The 15,994-nt window shown below is 65.1% G+C and carries 16 protein-coding genes and 1 tRNA gene; 1 reads left to right on the top strand and 16 read right to left on the bottom strand.

Translation table 11 applies throughout. From position 1 onward, the window contains the following. Positions 1–44: 44 nt before the first annotated feature. From ACFWHR_RS10855 to rpe, 14 genes are all read right to left on the bottom strand, one after another. A tRNA-Leu gene (locus ACFWHR_RS10855) sits at positions 45–126 on the bottom strand. Positions 127–203: 77 nt separating this feature from the next. Beyond that, positions 204–1,691, bottom strand: a complete 1,488-nt coding sequence (pyk, locus tag ACFWHR_RS10850; RefSeq protein ID WP_382448323.1) for a pyruvate kinase — start codon at positions 1,689–1,691, stop codon at positions 204–206. 17 nt (positions 1,692–1,708) lie between these two features. Beyond that, a complete protein-coding gene (lgt, locus tag ACFWHR_RS10845; protein ID WP_382448322.1) occupies positions 1,709–2,755 on the bottom strand; it encodes a prolipoprotein diacylglyceryl transferase in 1,047 nt (348 codons plus the stop codon). 88 nt (positions 2,756–2,843) lie between these two features. Further along, positions 2,844–3,638, bottom strand: a complete 795-nt coding sequence (gene trpA / locus ACFWHR_RS10840; RefSeq protein ID WP_382448321.1) for a tryptophan synthase subunit alpha — start codon at positions 3,636–3,638, stop codon at positions 2,844–2,846. Then, positions 3,635–4,876 (bottom strand): tryptophan synthase subunit beta, encoded by a 1,242-nt coding sequence (gene trpB / locus ACFWHR_RS10835; protein ID WP_382448320.1) that lies wholly within the window; start codon positions 4,874–4,876, stop codon positions 3,635–3,637. Before trpB ends, trpA begins: the two co-directional genes overlap by 4 nt. Before the next feature lie 25 nt (positions 4,877–4,901). Further along, positions 4,902–5,672: an indole-3-glycerol phosphate synthase TrpC gene (gene trpC, locus ACFWHR_RS10830; protein ID WP_382448319.1), complete on the bottom strand. Its 771-nt coding sequence runs from the start codon at positions 5,670–5,672 to the stop codon at positions 4,902–4,904. A 1-nt stretch (position 5,673) separates the two neighbouring features. Beyond that, positions 5,674–5,907, bottom strand: coding sequence for an HGxxPAAW family protein (locus ACFWHR_RS10825; protein WP_382448318.1), 234 nt, complete (start codon positions 5,905–5,907; stop codon positions 5,674–5,676). A 34-nt stretch (positions 5,908–5,941) separates the two neighbouring features. After that, positions 5,942–6,547 carry a Trp biosynthesis-associated membrane protein gene (locus tag ACFWHR_RS10820; protein ID WP_382448317.1) on the bottom strand — a complete coding sequence of 202 codons (606 nt, stop codon included), beginning with the start codon at positions 6,545–6,547 and terminating at the stop codon, positions 5,942–5,944. After that, the gene (locus ACFWHR_RS10815; RefSeq protein ID WP_382448316.1) at positions 6,537–8,114 is read right to left on the bottom strand and encodes an anthranilate synthase component I; all 1,578 of its coding nucleotides are present in this window, start codon (positions 8,112–8,114) and stop codon (positions 6,537–6,539) included. The genes ACFWHR_RS10820 and ACFWHR_RS10815 overlap by 11 nt, the downstream gene beginning before the upstream one ends. Before the next feature lie 15 nt (positions 8,115–8,129). Beyond that, complete coding sequence (gene hisI, locus ACFWHR_RS10810) at positions 8,130–8,495, bottom strand: phosphoribosyl-AMP cyclohydrolase (protein WP_382448315.1); 366 nt, start codon at positions 8,493–8,495, stop codon at positions 8,130–8,132. Then, positions 8,492–9,286: an imidazole glycerol phosphate synthase subunit HisF gene (gene hisF, locus ACFWHR_RS10805; RefSeq protein ID WP_382448314.1), complete on the bottom strand. Its 795-nt coding sequence runs from the start codon at positions 9,284–9,286 to the stop codon at positions 8,492–8,494. The genes hisI and hisF overlap by 4 nt, the downstream gene beginning before the upstream one ends. An 11-nt stretch (positions 9,287–9,297) precedes the next feature. Further along, positions 9,298–10,140 carry an ATP phosphoribosyltransferase gene (hisG, locus tag ACFWHR_RS10800; protein WP_382448313.1) on the bottom strand — a complete coding sequence of 281 codons (843 nt, stop codon included), beginning with the start codon at positions 10,138–10,140 and terminating at the stop codon, positions 9,298–9,300. Between the two features lie 91 nt (positions 10,141–10,231). Then, positions 10,232–10,495, bottom strand: a complete 264-nt coding sequence (locus ACFWHR_RS10795; protein ID WP_382448312.1) for a phosphoribosyl-ATP diphosphatase — start codon at positions 10,493–10,495, stop codon at positions 10,232–10,234. Between the two features lie 66 nt (positions 10,496–10,561). Beyond that, positions 10,562–11,224, bottom strand: coding sequence for a ribulose-phosphate 3-epimerase (gene rpe / locus ACFWHR_RS10790; protein ID WP_382448311.1), 663 nt, complete (start codon positions 11,222–11,224; stop codon positions 10,562–10,564). A 45-nt stretch (positions 11,225–11,269) separates the two neighbouring features. Here rpe and ACFWHR_RS10785 point away from each other — a divergent pair, with 45 nt between their 5' ends. After that, positions 11,270–12,727: a hypothetical protein gene (locus ACFWHR_RS10785; protein WP_382448310.1), complete on the top strand. Its 1,458-nt coding sequence runs from the start codon at positions 11,270–11,272 to the stop codon at positions 12,725–12,727. On the opposite strand, the gene ACFWHR_RS10780 is transcribed toward ACFWHR_RS10785, so the two are convergent. Further along, positions 12,693–14,069: an MFS transporter gene (locus ACFWHR_RS10780; protein WP_382448309.1), complete on the bottom strand. Its 1,377-nt coding sequence runs from the start codon at positions 14,067–14,069 to the stop codon at positions 12,693–12,695. The two genes, ACFWHR_RS10785 and ACFWHR_RS10780, sit on opposite strands and share 35 nt — an antisense overlap. A gap of 32 nt (positions 14,070–14,101) precedes the next feature. Continuing rightward, complete coding sequence (locus ACFWHR_RS10775; protein ID WP_382448308.1) at positions 14,102–15,994, bottom strand: heavy metal translocating P-type ATPase; 1,893 nt, start codon at positions 15,992–15,994, stop codon at positions 14,102–14,104.

The raw sequence follows: 15,994 nt of genomic DNA, 5'->3' as shown, positions 1-15,994 counted from the left end.
CCCCGCCCACCGCGTGTCGCGGCGAAGCGGGGGCTTCGTGTTCGTGCCGAATGCGGGACTTGAACCCGCACGCCTTTCGGCAACGCATTTTGAGTGCGCCGTGTCTGCCAATTCCACCAATTCGGCGAACTCCCCAAGCCTAGCGCACAGGGAGCCGAGGTTGCAGCCGCGGCAGCTCTCGCCGCCGCGGCCGCACGCAGATGCTAGTTCGCGGGGGTCTCAGGCGTCGCCGCATCGGTCTGCGTGAACTTGCGCGGGCGCGCCTCGGGGAGCAATCCCGTTGCCTCACCAATGCGATGAATACGCAGCGTATTGGTGGTGCCCACCACCCCGGGAGGCGATCCGGCAATGATGACGACCTTCTCACCGACCTCGATGCGCGAGTGCTCAAGCAGCACCTTGTCGACCTGCACGAACATCTCGTCGGTGCTGTCGACCCGGGGCACGACATAGCTGCGGGCACCCCAGGTGAGTTCCATGCGGCGGCGCGTGCCGGGATCAGGCGTGAAGCCAATAATCGGCAACGGTCGGCGCAGTCGCGACATCCGGCGAATCGTGTCGCCCGACTCGGTGAACACGCAGATGTATCGTGCACCCACGAAGTCAGCGACCTCTGAGGCAGCGAGCGTCAGCGCGCCACCCTGGGTGCGCGGGGCGACACCGAGCGGCTCGATGCGATCGAGCGCGTGGTCTTCGGTCGCTTCGATGATCCGAGCCATCGTAGTGACGGCCTCGATTGGGTAGGCACCGACGCTCGTCTCACCCGAAAGCATGACCGCGTCTGCGCCATCGAGCACGGCGTTTGCACAATCAGACGCTTCTGCGCGTGTCGGACGCGGATTCTCGATCATCGATTCGAGCACCTGCGTGGCAACGATGACGGGTTTCGCGTTGCGGCGGGCGATCGCGACTGCTTCTGCCTGCACGAGCGGCACGCGCTCGAGCGGCAGCTCGACGCCGAGGTCCCCTCGGGCCACCATGATGCCGTCAAACGCTGCAACGATCTCTTCGAGATGTTCGACGGCCTGCGGCTTCTCGATCTTCGCAATGACGGGCAAGCGAACGCCAGCCTCGTCCATGATCTCGTGCACGCGAGTGATGTCAGCCGCATCACGCACGAAGGAGAGCGCGATGTAGTCAACGCCGAGCGCGAGCGCCCAGCGCAGATCTTCCTCGTCCTTATCGGAGAGTGCAGGCACGTTCACCGCTACACCGGGCAGATTGATGCCCTTGTTGTTCGAGATCGAACCGGGTACTTCGACCACCGTGTAGACAGTGTCCTCCGTGACGCGAACGGCGCGCAGAGTGACCTTGCCGTCGTCGATCAGCAGCGGATCGCCGGCGCTCACATCGCCCGGCAGGCCCTTGTGCGTCGTACCACCGACGTGCCGATCGCCCACGACGTCACGGGTCGTGATCGCGAACTCGTCGCCAACGGCAAGAGCGTACGGGCCGTCCTCGAACACGCCGAGGCGAATCTTCGGACCCTGCAGGTCGGCGAGCACCGCGATCGGACGATCAACCTCTGCCTCCGCACGACGAATGTTGCGGTAGATGCCCTCGTGCACGTTGTACGTGCCGTGAGACATGTTCAGCCGCGCTACATTCACGCCGGCCTGGATCAGCTCGAGTGTGTGGTCGTAGCTAGAAACAGCGGGTCCCCAGGTGGCGACGATTTTGGCGTGACGCATGCAGCGTGCTCCTTCGGTTAGTGGGTCTTGCTGGGTTCGGCGTCGCGCGCGATGCTCGCCGCGGACGCTCCCGAGTCGTCGTCGACGGCGGGCACGTTCTCAGCAGGCTCCGCACTGGCTGACACATCGCCGCGATCGATCACGTGGTAGAACTCATCGGGGTTCGCGGTGTCGACCAGCACTCGGTCACTCGGGTGGTGACGACCGGGCAGGTAGACCGAGGTCTCAATGCCGACGTGACGACGGCGACGCGCGATAAAGAGCACTATGCCGACGACAATCGCGAGCAGCGCCGCGAGCACATTTGTACGAATGCCGAGGAATAGCAGGCTGGGGTCAACGCGCAGCGACTCCGTAAACGTGCGGCCAATGCCGTACCAAATCAGGTAGAGCGCGAAGAATGAGCCCCAGCGCGGGTGCCACTTCCGCTCAATCGCGAGCAATACGACGACGCCAAGTACGTTCCAGAGGGCTTCGTACAGGAACGTCGGGTGAAAGAGTGTCCCCTCGGGAAGGCCGATGGGGAACGCCGCATTGGTCGCCTCGATCTCGAGGCCCCAGGGCAGCGTTGTCGGTCCGCCAAACAGTTCGTGGTTGAACCAGTTGCCCAGCCGCCCAATCGCTTGAGCAATCAAAAGTCCAGGTACAAGCGCATCAGCGAACGACCAGAACCTGATGCCCGTGATGCGGGAGGCGATGAGCACGCCGATGGCGCCGCCGATCAGCGCACCGAAAATGGCTATGCCGCCGTTCCAGAAGGCGAAGACCTCGCCGAAGTTTTTGCCCGGGCCGAAGTAGTCACCCCAGTGTGTGACGACGTGATACAGCCGAGCGCCCAAGATACCGAGCACCAGCGACCAGACGAGGAAGTCAAATACTGCGCCGCGCTCTCCCCCGCGCTTGCCGAGGCGTCGCGCGGTCCAGATGCCGGCAATGATGATGCCAACGATGATGCAGAGGGCGTAGAAGTAAATGCGGAACTGAGTTTCCCAGCCGAAAATGTTCAGCATGGGGCTCTCCCAGAACGAGAGGTCAGGACTGGGAATACTGAGTGGCAGAATCATTCACTTCTCTCTCGCCGACGGCGCAGCGCCGCTGGAACTGTTTCGTGCGTACCGCCGGAGAGCGCTCTCACGGTCAGTCGGGTCAATCTTAGCGCGCGGTTCCGCGTGCAATGTCGCGAACAACCTCAGCAAGCTGGGGCACTCCGCCGTCGCGCAGTGCACGCACAAATGCGGTGCCCACAATCGCACCGTCGGCGTAGTCGAGCGCGCCTGCGACCTGCTCCGCCGTCGAGATACCAATGCCAACGCAGGCGAGGTCTGCACCCTGCTCGCGCAGTCGCGCGGTCAGGCCGCGCGCCGCTGCATCGAGCTGAGCGCGCTCGCCAGTGATGCCCATCGTCGACACCGTATACACGAACCCGCGGCTCGCTTCGCTGACGAGTGCGAGCCGATCGTCGGTCGAACTCGGCGCGGCGAGGAAGACACGGTCGAGTCCGTGCGCCTCGCTCGCCGCGATCCAATCGGCAGCCGAATCCGGTGTGATGTCGGGGGTGATCAACCCTGCGCCACCCGCAGCCGCGAGTTCGCTGGCGAATCGGTCGACACCGTGCTGCATGACCGGGTTCCAATAGGTCATCACCAGCACGGGCACGTCGACGGCTTCGCGCACGCGTCGCACCGCTTCGAAGACGTCTGCGACTCGGAATCCACCTGCGAGCGCGGTCTGCGTTGCCTCCTGAATCACGGACCCGTCCATTACGGGATCTGAGTACGGAACACCGAACTCAAGCACGTCGGCACCACTCTGCGCCATCGCAATCGCGGCTTCGACGCTCGTATCGAGATCGGGGAAGCCGACCGGCAGATAGCCGATTAACGCACCGCGACGCTCAGCTTTCGCCGCGCGAATCGCGTTTGCGACCTGAGAAACGTGCTCGCTCATCCATCGACCTCCGGTCCATCCTCTGCGAGCAAACCGAAATACCGGCCCGCGGTCGCCATATCTTTGTCACCGCGACCCGAGAGGCTCACCAGCACAACGCCGTCGGGCCCGAGTTCTGCGCCAATGCGCTGTGCGCCCGCAAGCGCGTGCGCCGACTCGATCGCAGGAATGATGCCCTCAGTACGACTGAGGAGACGCAGCGCCTGCATCGCCTCGTCATCGGTCGCGGGGATGTACTCGGCGCGACCGATGTCTGCGAGCCACGCGTGCTCGGGGCCGACCCCGGGGTAATCGAGCCCCGCAGAAATGGAATGCGATTCGATGGTCTGACCATCGTCATCTTGCAGCACGTAGGTTTTCGCGCCGTGCAGAATGCCGGGGCGGCCGCGCTCGATCGAAGCTGCATGCTGATCCGTGTCGACGCCGTCGCCAGCTGCCTCCACACCGTAGAGGCGCACATCGGCGTCATCGAGAAACGCGTCGAACATGCCGATGGCGTTCGAGCCGCCACCCACGCATGCAATCACGGCGTCGGGCAGGCGTCCGATGCGCTCGAGCAGCTGCGCGCGTGCCTCCTCAGAGATGATCTTCTGGAAGTCGCGCACCATGGCCGGGAAGGGATGCGGGCCCGCTGCCGTTCCGAAGATGTAGTTCGTGCGGTCCACGCTCGCGACCCAGTCGCGGTATGCCTCGTTGATCGCGTCCTTCAGCGTGCGCGAACCCGTGCGAACCGGAATGACCTCGGCACCGAGCAGGCGCATGCGGGCGACATTCAACGCCTGACGCTTCGTGTCGACCTCGCCCATGTACACCGTGCACTCGAGGCCAAATAGGGCGGCCGCGGTTGCCGTTGCGACGCCGTGCTGCCCCGCGCCGGTCTCAGCGATCACGCGCGTCTTACCGAGCCGCTTCGTGAGTAGCGCCTGGCCGAGCACGTTATTGATCTTGTGCGAGCCCGTGTGATTCAGGTCCTCGCGCTTCAAAAACACGCGGGCGCCGCCCGCGTGTTCAGCGAATCGCGGCACCTCGGTGATCGGCGACGGGCGGCCGGCGTACGACAGCAGCAGCTCCGCGAGTTCTGAGCGAAAGGCGGGATCCGCCTGTGCCTCGGCGTACGCTTCCGTGAGTTCATCGATTGCAGCGATGAGCGACTCGGGCATGAAGCGCCCGCCGAACTCCCCGAAGAACGGTCCGTGCTGGTCTCGGAGGCTGGTCACTCCGGTGTTCTCGTCAGTCACTGGTGTCCTTTGCAGCTGAGATCGCCTAGACGCTCAAATACGATTGCAGCGTAGCGATGGGGTCATTGGTTACGAGTGCCTCGCCGACGAGCACCGCGTCAGCGCCAGCTTCGCGATAGTGCTCGACGTCAGCGACGCTCAGCACTGCCGACTCTGCGACGCGAATCACGCCGGCGGGAATCTGGTCGGCCACGCGACCGAACAGGTCACGATCGAGGTCGAAGGTGCGGAGGTCGCGGGCGTTCACGCCGATGAGCTGTGCGCCCAAATCGACGGCCCGCGCTACCTCGTCAGCGCTGTGTGCCTCAACGAGCGGCGTCATACCGAGGTCACGAATGCAATCGTGAAGACGCATCAGCGTGTCTTGCGGGAGCGCGGCAACAATCAGCAGCACCAGGTCGGCGCCCGCTGCGCGGGCTTCGAGAACCTGGTACTCCTCACCGATAAAGTCCTTGCGCAGCACCGGAATGCTAATCGCTTTGCGCACGGCCTCGAGGTCTGCAAGCGACCCCTTGAACTTGCGCTGCTCGGTCAGCACGCTGACGGCACTCGCGCCGCCGGCTTCGTACTGCGTCGCGAGGTCTTGCGGCTGGGCAATCTCTGCGAGGTCACCGCGCGAAGGGCTCGCCCGCTTCACCTCGGCGATCACCTTCATGTGCTCGGCTGGCGCGAGCGCAGCGAGCGCATCAAGTGCCGGGCGTGCGGCAAGGGCCTCTGCTTCGACGGTCGCGTACGAGCGGGTTTCGCGTCGTGCGGCGGCGTCTTCGAGTGAGCCCGAGAGTAAGTCTTCGAGCACGTCAGTCGTGCGCGGGAGGGGTGAACTTCGGGCCGTTCACGCCGTACCCGGCCTTCCGAAGGATCCATCCCAGCAGTGCGCCGACAACCACGACGCCCACGCACACCCAGACAAGCAGGGCGTTATGCAGGAAGAAGAAGACGGTGCCGGCAGCGATGCCAATCAGCATCACCACGACCGCCGTCCATGCGGCGGGCGAATCACCGTGACCGGGGTCTCCGTGCTGGGTACTCATGAATCTCCTCTGAACAAATTTCGTCGGCACCAGACTAGCGGATATCCGAGTTGGGTTCAGGCGGCTCGCCCGCGCTGGGATCGTCGCCGCCGGTGAGTGCGTCCCAATCAGAGATGCGATCGGGTTTACCAGAGGACGCGGTGTTCGCGCGCGCCGAGGCGTCGTATTTGCGACCACCCGAGACCCAGCGACCGCCACGCACGATTACGAGCAGGCCGAGCAGCGCCGCAAGCACACCAGCGACGACGCACACCCACACCCACGCCGACACCTGACTCCAGACCACGAGGGACGTGGTAGCGGACCCCGAGATCCCCGTAAGCGACGTGATCGTTCCGGTGATTGCCGTCAGCGGCGCCGCAAGCACGCTGATGGTCAGCGCCGCGAGTCCCGCGCCGAGCAATGCGACCAGGCCGCCCAGAACCCGGCGAAAGATGGGTCCCGCGATCGTAAGCGCGAGGGCCGCGGCGACAATCGCGATCGAGATCGGTGACACCGCGGCGTTTACGTCACTCCCGGCGACTACTTCGAGGCTGTGCGTACCGTCGACCATGAAGGAGATCCAGGTCTGTGATCCGGCAAGCATGCCGAGCACTCCGGTGAGCGCAACGCCTGTGATGGTGAGCAGTTTAGGACGCATCGAACGCCTCCCCGAGTTCGTGCAGAGTGTTCGCGATTGCGATGGCGCGAAGCGGCGCCGCGGCCTTGCTGCCGCACTCGGCGTCTTCGGTCGCTGGCACCGAGTCTGCAACGACGCCAGCGCCCGCCTGGACCATCGCGACACCGTTCTTAATCGTCGCCGTACGGATCGCGATGGCGAGATCAGCGGCCCCTCCGAGGCCAAAGTACCCGACGACTCCCCCGTAGACACCGCGCTGCACGGGTTCGAGTTCGTCGATGATCTGCAGTGCTCGAGGCTTCGGGGCACCCGAGAGTGTGCCTGCCGGGAATGTCGCCCGGAATACGTCGATTGGATTATTGCCAGCGGCGGCCCGCCCCTCCACACTCGACACGATGTGCATGATGTGGCTGAATCGCTCGATGCGCATGAACTCTGTCACCTCGACGCTGCCAGGCTCGCACACGCGCAGCAGGTCATTTCGCGCAAGGTCCACGAGCATGAGGTGCTCGGCGCGTTCCTTATCGTCAGCGAGCAAATCGCGCTCGTGCTGCTGGTCGCCCTCGATGGTCGCCCCGCGCGGGCGCGATCCAGCGATCGGGTGCATCATGACGTGGCCGCTCTCTTGTACCGTGACGAGCGCCTCCGGGCTCGAACCCACGACCGCGAACGGCTCGCCAGCGGCATCTTCGAGTTGCAGCAGGTACAGATACGGGCTGGGATTCAGGTGCCGCAGCACCCGGTAGACATCGAGCGGCGCCGCGACGCACTTCTGGTCGAACCGCTGCGAGGGCACCACCTGGAAGATATCGCCGTCAACGATGTAGCGCTGCGCAGTCTCGACGGCCGCCACGTACTCGGGCGTGCTTGTGAGCCGGGTGGGCGACGCCGTCGCCGAGCGGTCAACCGTGTTGAGCGGTGACCGCTCGGGTGCGGCGAGTGCGGCCTGCAGCGCGTCAAGTCGCGCCTGCGCATCGGCCCACTGCGCATCCGCGGTCACGGTATGCAGTGCCGGATCGCCGAGAGCAGCATCGTTCAACACGTTTGCCAGCAGCACCACGCTTCCTTCGCGGTGGTCGATGACCACGAGCTCGGAAACGAAACTCAACCCCTGTGTCGGCAGGCCGGGGCCATCTACCGGGCCGTTGTCGAGCTTCTCAAACTGGCGAACCGTCTCCCACCCGAGATACCCGACGAATCCACTGGCAAGCGGCGGCAGTCCGTCGACCTGCGGTGACCGCCAGCGTTCGTAGACGGCCCTGAGCGCTTCGACCGGGGCAAGTGCATCAACACCGCCCGGCAGCAATCGCTCGGCGGTGACGTCGAATTCGGCGTCGGGCGACCAGTGGGCGCGGCCGCCGCGCTCACCGAGCACGCCGAAGCTGCCGGCGCCCACGAAGCTGAAACGGGTCCAGACGCCACCCTGCTCCGCAGACTCAAGCAAGAACGTGCCGGGGCGCGAGCCAGCAACCTTGCGATAGATACCCACCGGAGTGTCTGCGTCAGCAAACACCTCGCGGCACACGGGAATGACAGCGTGGGAGTCGCGCGCGGCGTCAAACGCGGCGCGCGTGGTGGTCAAGCTCACCGGATCAGCCTATCGTTACGCGTCTGAGGCAGCGTCGCCCACCAGGGCGGCAACTTCGCGGCCTGTAAAGCATGTGCGGGTTCCGGTGTGACAGGCGGCGCCGAGCTGCTCCACGCGCACGAGCAGCGTGTCCCCGTCGCAATCCATTGCGACGCTCCGCACGTACTGGCGGTGGCCAGAAGTATCACCCTTACGCCAGTACTCACCCCGAGAGCGCGACCAGAAGGTGACGCGGCCGGTCGTCAGCGTACGGCGCACGGCCTCGTGATCCATCCACGCAAGCATGAGCACGTCGCCCGAGGCGTCGTCTTGAATGATGGCGGGCAACAGCCCATCACCGTTGAAGACCAAGTCACCCGGCACCGGGTCGATCCCGCTCATATTTCATCCCCCGCGATTCTCGCAACTGCCGTGCGAACCGTGTGCCCGGTCGCGGCGAGTGCCTCTTTGACCTGACCGATCGTAAAGGTCCCGTCATGGAACACCGACGCCGCAAGCACCGCGTCGGCACCGGCATCGACCGCCGGTGCGAAGTGCTCGAGTGCTCCGGCGCCACCGGACGCGATCACCGGCACCTCTGAAATGCCGCGCACGAGCCCGGTGAGTTCGAGGTCGAACCCGGCGAGCGTGCCGTCAGCGTCCATTGAATTCACCAGCAGCTCACCCGCTCCGCGCTCGATCGCTTCGCGGCACCAGACCAGCGCGTCAAGGTCGGTTTCTCGTTTGCCACCGTGCGTCGTAACGACGAACCCAGAGGGCATCCGCGAACTGCGCTTCACGTCCAGCGAAAGCACGAGCACCTGCGCGCCGAAGCGGTCGGCGATCTCGCCAATGACCTCGGGCCGCGCGATCGCGCCGCTATTGATGCCGACCTTGTCGGCGCCGACGCCGAGCAATCGCGCGACGTCCTCCGAGCTGCGCACGCCGCCCCCGACGGTCAGCGGAATGAAGACCTGCTCAGCGGTGCGCTGCACGACGTCGTACGTCGTGGATCGATCATCGACTGTCGCGGTGACATCGAGAAAGGTGAGCTCGTCTGCCCCCTGCGCCGCGTAGCGCGCCGCGAGTTCGACGGGGTCACCAGCATCTCGGAGGTTGAGAAAGTTGACGCCTTTGACGACGCGGCCGCCCGCAACGTCGAGGCAGGGAATGACCCGAGTGGCAATCGACATGACGAGGCCCCCTAGAGACGTGCAGCGTGAATTGCGGTCACCAGAATGGCGCGGGCACCAAGATCGTAGAGACGATCCATGATCTGGTTTGCGTTCTCAGACGGCACCATGACGCGCACTGCCACCCAGCGCTCGTCGTGCAGCGGTGACACGGTCGGAGATTCCATGCCGCCGGCGATACGGGAGGCCTCTTCAAGCTGCTCGACCGGCAGGTCGTAATCCATGAGCACGTACTTGCGAGCGACGAGCACCCCCTGCAGGCGCCTCATCAAGCGTTCGATGTCGGGATGCGCGCTCGGGCCACCGATGAGCACTGCCGTCGACTCCAAGATGACCGGGCCGAAAATCTCGAGGCCTGCGGCGCGCAGGGTCGCACCGGTCGACACCACGTCGGCCACCGCGTCGGCGACGCCGAGCTGCACGGCGGACTCGACCGCACCGTCGAGCTTCACGTGCTCGGCCTCGACGCCGCGGGCACGCAGAAAGTCATCGACCAGCTTCGGGTAGCTCGTGGCGACGCGCTTACCCGCGAGGTCGGCAATGTCAGAAATCTCGCTGCCGGACGGGGCCGCGAAGCGGAACGTTGAGTCGCCGAAATCGAGGGCTGCGATCTCAGCCGCCGCTGATCCGGAATCGAGCAGTAGGTCACGGCCGGTGATTCCAACGTCTAGCGCGCCCGAGCCGACATACGTCGCGATGTCTTTCGGCCGCAGGTAGAAGAACTCGACCTCATTGCGCGCATCCGTGTGCACGAGTTTGCGGCTGTCTTTGCGGCCCGAGTAGCCTGCCTCCGCAAGCATTTCGGCTGCGGTCTCTGAGAGCGAGCCCTTATTGGGAACGGCGATGCGAAGCATGATGTGGAAATCCTTCCGTGCGGCCGGGCAGCCGGCCAGTGAGTGAGATCAGCGGCGAGCACCGGCGCGCAGAGCATGCGGCGCGCCGATGCTAGAGATGCGCGTAGACGTCTTCGAGGGTCATGCCCTTCGCGAGCATGAGCACCTGCAGGTGGTACAGCAGCTGGCTGATCTCTTCAGCACAGGCGTCATCGGTCTCGTATTCCGCGGCCATCCATACCTCGGCGGCCTCTTCGACGATCTTCTTACCGATCGTGTGTACTCCGGCGTCGAGGCGCGCGACCGTGTCGCTGCCCTCGGGGCGCGTTGCCGCCTTGTCGCTGAGCTCGGCGAACAGTGCCTCGAACGATTTCACGTGAACAGCCTACCGGGTCTCTGGGATGATTCGATCAGGCGCCGGATCGCGAGGCCTGTGAAGCGGTCAGTGTGCGTGGGCGGACGCCGCGGTGCGCAGCTCGGCGATGCGCTGTTCGGGCACGCCGCCGTACACCGCAGACCCGGCGACAAACGTGTCGGCGCCTGCCGCGGCCGCGATCCCGATCGTGTCGACCGTGATGCCGCCGTCGACCTGCAGCCAGAGGTCCAGGCCGAGCCGCGCCTTTGCGTCAGCGAAACGGCGCAGCTTCGGCATCGTGTCGTGCATGAACGTCTGGCCGCCGAAGCCGGGCTCAACGGTCATCACCAGCACCTGATCGAACTCGGGGAGCAGCTCGAGATACGGCTCCGGATCGGTGCCCGGCTTGAGCGCGATCCCTGCGCGGGCGCCGATGTCGCGGAGGCGGCGTGCGAGCGCCACCGGATCAGCCGCCGCCTCCGCGTGAAACGTCACCGAGTAGGCGCCGAGTTCGGCGTATCCGGGCGCCCAACGGTCCGCGTCGGAGATCATGAGGTGCACGTCGAGCGGCACCGGCGATACGGCCTGAATGCGCTTCACGATGGGAGGGCCCATCGTGAGGTTCGGCACGAAGTGGTTATCCATCACGTCAACGTGCACGAGGTCGGCAGAACGAATCGCCTCAAGTTCAGACTGCAGATTGACGAAGTCGGCGGACAGGATGCTGGGGTTGATGCGCTGCGCGGTCACGGAGAACAGCCTACGACCTCCGGCAGAACGCCTAGGCTGGGAGTCATGAACGAGCCGGAAGCTGCAGAGCCGCAGCCGACCTCAGAGCCGCCTCGCGGCCTCGCGCCGTCGGCGGGGCTCACGCCGGCGCCGGGATTGCGCCCGCCCGAGCTGCGTTTGCCCGAGGGATTCACCGCGCTGCCTGGTTTGCTCGACGAGCTCGCCCCCGCGGCAACTCCGGAGACCACGACTCCACCGCCGCCCGAGCTGACAGCGCCCCCACTCGCCGCGACGCCGCCGCCCGCTGGCGACCTTCAGCCGGCGGTCACGGCACCGCCCGAGTCAGTGGAGCCCGACTTCTCTGCTCCAACTGCTTCGATGGCACCGCCACTGACGCCCGCGCCCCTTCCCGCGCCCGCGCCGCGGCCAACCGTGCCGCGCCCGACGCCGAAGCCAGATGTACAGACGGGCGAAAAGTCGCGCTCAGGCGCGCTCGGCTGGGTCGGATTCGCCGTGGTCGCCGTCATCATCGGGATCGTGGGGTTCAGTTTTCTCAGCGCGGACGACGCTTCGACCGCCCCAGACCCCGATTTCACGACCTCGGATGATTTCAGTGAATCGACCTCAGGCGATCTCGACCTGTCGACGAAGGAGACCACCGCGAGTGAGGTCGTCGAGTCGTTTCTGTACGCACTTTCGGAGGGCGAGGGTGACACAGCAAGGAAACTGGGCAACATCAGCGACGCCAGCCCCCTGATGACGGATGAAGCTGTCACCAGAGCGATCGAGGCAGCCCCCATCACTCATATTTCGACCGACGAGGGTCGTCCTTCTGAGGACTTTGGCGATGTGATCGTGACTGCGACTTACGATGTCGGCGACGAGACAGTGACCCATGACTACTATCTCTGGGACTACTCCGACGAGTGGGCGCTCGGCAACACAGCGGTGAGCGTGTACCCCGACGGCTACGAAGGCGCGGGTCTCCGAATCGCCGGGGCTACGGTGGATTCGTCGACCGATGCCTTCCCTATCGCCTACCCGGTCACCGTGGACTCCAAGTGGATGCTCGCGCCGGGAACCGATGGCCTACTCAACTTTGGTGACGATGCGACTATTACCGAGTTGGCCGGGGGCGAACCGCAGCTCAGCGAGGCCGGTGTCACGGAGTTTCGGCGTCTCGTGAGCGAGTCGCTTGACTCGTGCCTCGCGATGACGTCGCTCAGCACGCCGTGCGGCATGGATCTCCCCGCTGAGTTTTCCGACGGCTCTCAGAGCATCGACGGCACCGTTAAGCGCACGCTTCGGTCCGATAGCCGCACGGACCTCGGCTCGCTCAATCCGACGACGACGTACGATCCGCCCTCCCGCATGACAGCCTTCAACTTCTTCTACGCAGACGTTGAGCTCGACGTCGAGCTCAACGGGGAGAAGCGACGGTCGGAGCTGACGAGCAGCGGACCCTCCTCGCTGCGACCCGAGGTCGACTTCAGTGCTGAGGAGTTGCGGGTGGACTGGAAGTAGCCGGTGCTTCGCGGGAGTCGGCACCAGCGTAACTCCGCGAGAGCGACCGATACGACTTCGTGAGAAAGGCGCCAGCCGCGATGAGCACCAGCGCTGCGCCAGCCCAGACGAAGATCAAGGCGATTCCGCGGCTCTCACCCTCACCGAGCAACCACCCCCAGCGCGCGGTACCCGCCGAGGTGCGCATGTACGGCACGATCCAAAATTCCGCGATGGGGGCGATCAAGAGCGACGTAATCGGTGCCGCAGCAGCTTCAAACGTCATCGCGAGCCCGAACACCCGACCCTGCTTATCAAACGGCACGACGCGCTGAATGACCGTCTGCTCTGCGGCCTCGACCGCGGGCATGATTGCCATGAACAACCAGATTCCGGTGATGAACAACCACGGCCAATCGCGCACCGTGAAGACCATGCCGAGTACCCCGAGCAGCCCGGCGAGCACCAACATCGTCCGCACGGGATTCTTACCAAGTCCCCATTTCGCAACCACAACGCCGCCGACGATGAAACCGGTCGACGCGACTCCGAAGACGATGCCCCAAACCTCTACAGGGAACAATTCAAGACCGTAGGGGTCGAGCAGCGCCATGAAGACGCCGCCGGAGAGATTGTTGAGCGTCGAAAAAATGACGAGAGCGACGAGCCCGGGCACCGCGACAAGCGCCGCCATTCCGCCCCGAAAGTCGACTGCGCTACGGTTCGGGTCGTGCACGATCTCGGGTTCGGGAATACGCAGACTCAGTAAGTGAAAGATCGGCAGGCCCACGACCACGGTGGCGATGATGATGGTGCCTCCCATGCCGAGAAACCCCACCGAGAGCCCGCTGAACACGCTCGTTGCGATGAACGCGAGGCCCTGCACTGTGCCCACGAGTCCGTTCGCGTTCGCGTGACGTTCAACGGGCACGAGCAACGTCACCGTCGTGGCGAGAGCGAGATTGCGCAGCACTTCAACGACACACCCGGCCAATACGACAAGCGTGAACAGCCAGAACCACGGTCGGTCGAGCCGAAGTAATTCGCCGCTCGGCACGACAAAAAATATCACGCAGCCGGTGACGAATGCGATGAGTGAGAGCGACGCCGAGATCAGCATCACCCGCTGTTTGCGGAGCCGATCTACGAGCGACCCGAACCACATCGAGCACGCGGCGATCAAGATCATGTACACGCCGCCGAGCACTCCGGTCGCCAATATGCTTCGCGTCTCGAGATACACCCAGAACACCACAGCGAACCAGAGAAAATTCGTAGTCAGGTTGGCGACCGCCGTATTGACGAGCACGTGGATAAACGTGCGCATGCCTCCGGGCGGAGACGTCAATACGGAAGAAGTCATGGTCTCAGGGTAAGCGCGTCCATCGACATGCACTAGCTCTGGAACGCGAGATCGCCCCGCTCGCCCCGCGCGGCGCGCGCGGAGCGCTCTGCTCGCGGGCCCACCGCCCGCAGAGCGCCCAGAATCGCCACAAGGTCCACGACCTCCTGCAACCAGGCACCAATCAGCGCCGGCAGAAATCCGAAGGCGGCGACGAGCATGAGCGCGACGCTGATGATGATACCGAGCCAAATACTCTGCAGCGCAATGCGCACCGTGTCTTTGCCAATGCGCACCGCGCGCGGCAGCGATAGGAGCGTGTCGAAGCGATTCACGATGTCAGCGGATTCGCTCGCAGCGGTCGCACCACGCGCGCCCATCGCGAAGCCGATATCGGCTGCCGCCAGCACCGGCGCGTCGTTCAGACCGTCGCCGACCATGATCAGCGGGCGGGGCTGTACATCACTGATGATGCGCACCTTGTCTGCTGGGCGACACTCGGCGTGGACCTCGCTGATGCCGAGCCCTGCCGCAATCGGAGCTGCGGTGGCTGCAACATCGCCCGTCACCATGAGCGTGCGTGTGACGCCGAGCTGGGCGAGCTCGCGCAGTGCTCCGGCGGCTTCCTCGCGCACCTGGTCGCGCATCACGATCGCGCCGGCAAAGCGGTCGTCTGAGGCGACGTAAATCGCGAGCTCGCCCGGTTCCAGCGTCACCGGTGTGAGGTCGGGTGCGAACTCGCGCAGCCAAGCCGGTTTGCCGACCCGAGCTGTGATCTGTGCCTGCTGACCCGGTACCACCAGCGTTGCGGCGACACCGTTGGTGGCGACCTCCTCAGCCGCGGCAGCATCGAGCAGCGTCAGTCCCTGTCGTTTCGCAGACGCAACCACCGATTCGGCCAGCACGTGCGACGAAAACACCTCGGCCGACGCGGCGAGACGCAGCACGGTGTCATCGTCAAACCCGGACTGCGGCACGACGCGTTCGAGCACAGGCCGCCCAGAAGTGATCGTGCCCGTTTTATCGAACGCGGCTGAGCGGGCACGCGAGAGCTGCTCAAGCGTGCCGCCACCCTTCACGATGAGACCGAATCGCGCGGCGCGGCTCATCCCACCGAGAAACGCGACCGGCGCGGCGATCAGCAGTGGGCAGGGCGTTGCCACCACCAGTACCTCAGCGAACCTGACGGCTTCACCGCTGATCGCCCACGCCAGTCCCGCAATGACGAGGGACAGCACCGTGAAGGGCACCGCGTACCGGTCGGCGAGCCGCACCACTTTCGCTTTGCTGCCAGCAGCTTGCTCAACCAGTCGCACGATTTGCTGGTACTCGCTCGCAGAGGCAAGCGCACTCGCCCGCATCGTGACCGCTGTCGCGCCATTGACCGCCCCACTCGCGACCTTCTCGCCTGCAGCGCGCTCGACGGGGAGACTCTCCCCGGTGAGCGACGACTCGTCGAACACGGCGTACGTTGATACCAGCACCGAGTCAACGGGCACCACGGCACCCGGTCGTACGAGAAGCAAATCGCCGACGTTGACGGCTTCGACTGGCACGTCCTCAGTCACGAGCTCCGTTGCCGAACCGGCGCTGCAGCCGCCTTCATCTTGCACGCGCGTCGCCTGCTGCGGCGCCTTCCGCAGCAGCGCGGTGAGCTCGCGCTTCGAGCGGTTCTCGGCGTAGTCTTCGAGCGCGGCGCCGCCCGTGAGCATCAGCACCACGACCAGCGCGGCCCAGTGCTCGCCCACGAGTGCCGCCGCGGTGATCGCGGTGACCGCCAAAATGTCGAGGCCAGCTCGCCCCGAGAGGAGCTGACGAACCATCCCAACAGCCTCCCACGCAGCGATCGCGAGGGCATATCCTCCGATGATCCACGGCACCACACCACGCGCCGGAGTCGCGAGCAGCACCAGCCCGCCAGCCGCCACGATGAGTGTGGCGAACAC

Origin of the sequence: Leucobacter sp. NPDC058333, from assembly GCF_042726155.1 — a bacterium.
In the GTDB taxonomy this organism is placed as follows: Bacteria; Actinomycetota; Actinomycetes; order Actinomycetales; family Microbacteriaceae; genus Leucobacter.
The sequence above is the reverse complement of the archived record's forward strand: the minus strand, read 5'-3'. Positions and strand labels throughout refer to the sequence as shown.

Coding starts and splice junctions, on each gene's coding strand:
- hisF (WP_382448314.1), bottom strand. CDS start 9,286: ATGTCGATTGCCACTCGGGTCATTCCCTGCCTCGACGTTGCGGGCGGC.
- ACFWHR_RS10785 (WP_382448310.1), top strand. CDS start 11,270: ATGAACGAGCCGGAAGCTGCAGAGCCGCAGCCGACCTCAGAGCCGCCT.
- pyk (WP_382448323.1), bottom strand. CDS start 1,691: ATGCGTCACGCCAAAATCGTCGCCACCTGGGGACCCGCTGTTTCTAGC.
- trpA (WP_382448321.1), bottom strand. CDS start 3,638: ATGAGCGAGCACGTTTCTCAGGTCGCAAACGCGATTCGCGCGGCGAAA.
- lgt (WP_382448322.1), bottom strand. CDS start 2,755: ATGATTCTGCCACTCAGTATTCCCAGTCCTGACCTCTCGTTCTGGGAG.
- hisI (WP_382448315.1), bottom strand. CDS start 8,495: ATGAGCGGGATCGACCCGGTGCCGGGTGACTTGGTCTTCAACGGTGAT.
- ACFWHR_RS10780 (WP_382448309.1), bottom strand. CDS start 14,069: ATGACTTCTTCCGTATTGACGTCTCCGCCCGGAGGCATGCGCACGTTT.
- hisG (WP_382448313.1), bottom strand. CDS start 10,140: ATGCTTCGCATCGCCGTTCCCAATAAGGGCTCGCTCTCAGAGACCGCA.
- ACFWHR_RS10820 (WP_382448317.1), bottom strand. CDS start 6,547: ATGCGTCCTAAACTGCTCACCATCACAGGCGTTGCGCTCACCGGAGTG.
- ACFWHR_RS10825 (WP_382448318.1), bottom strand. CDS start 5,907: ATGAGTACCCAGCACGGAGACCCCGGTCACGGTGATTCGCCCGCCGCA.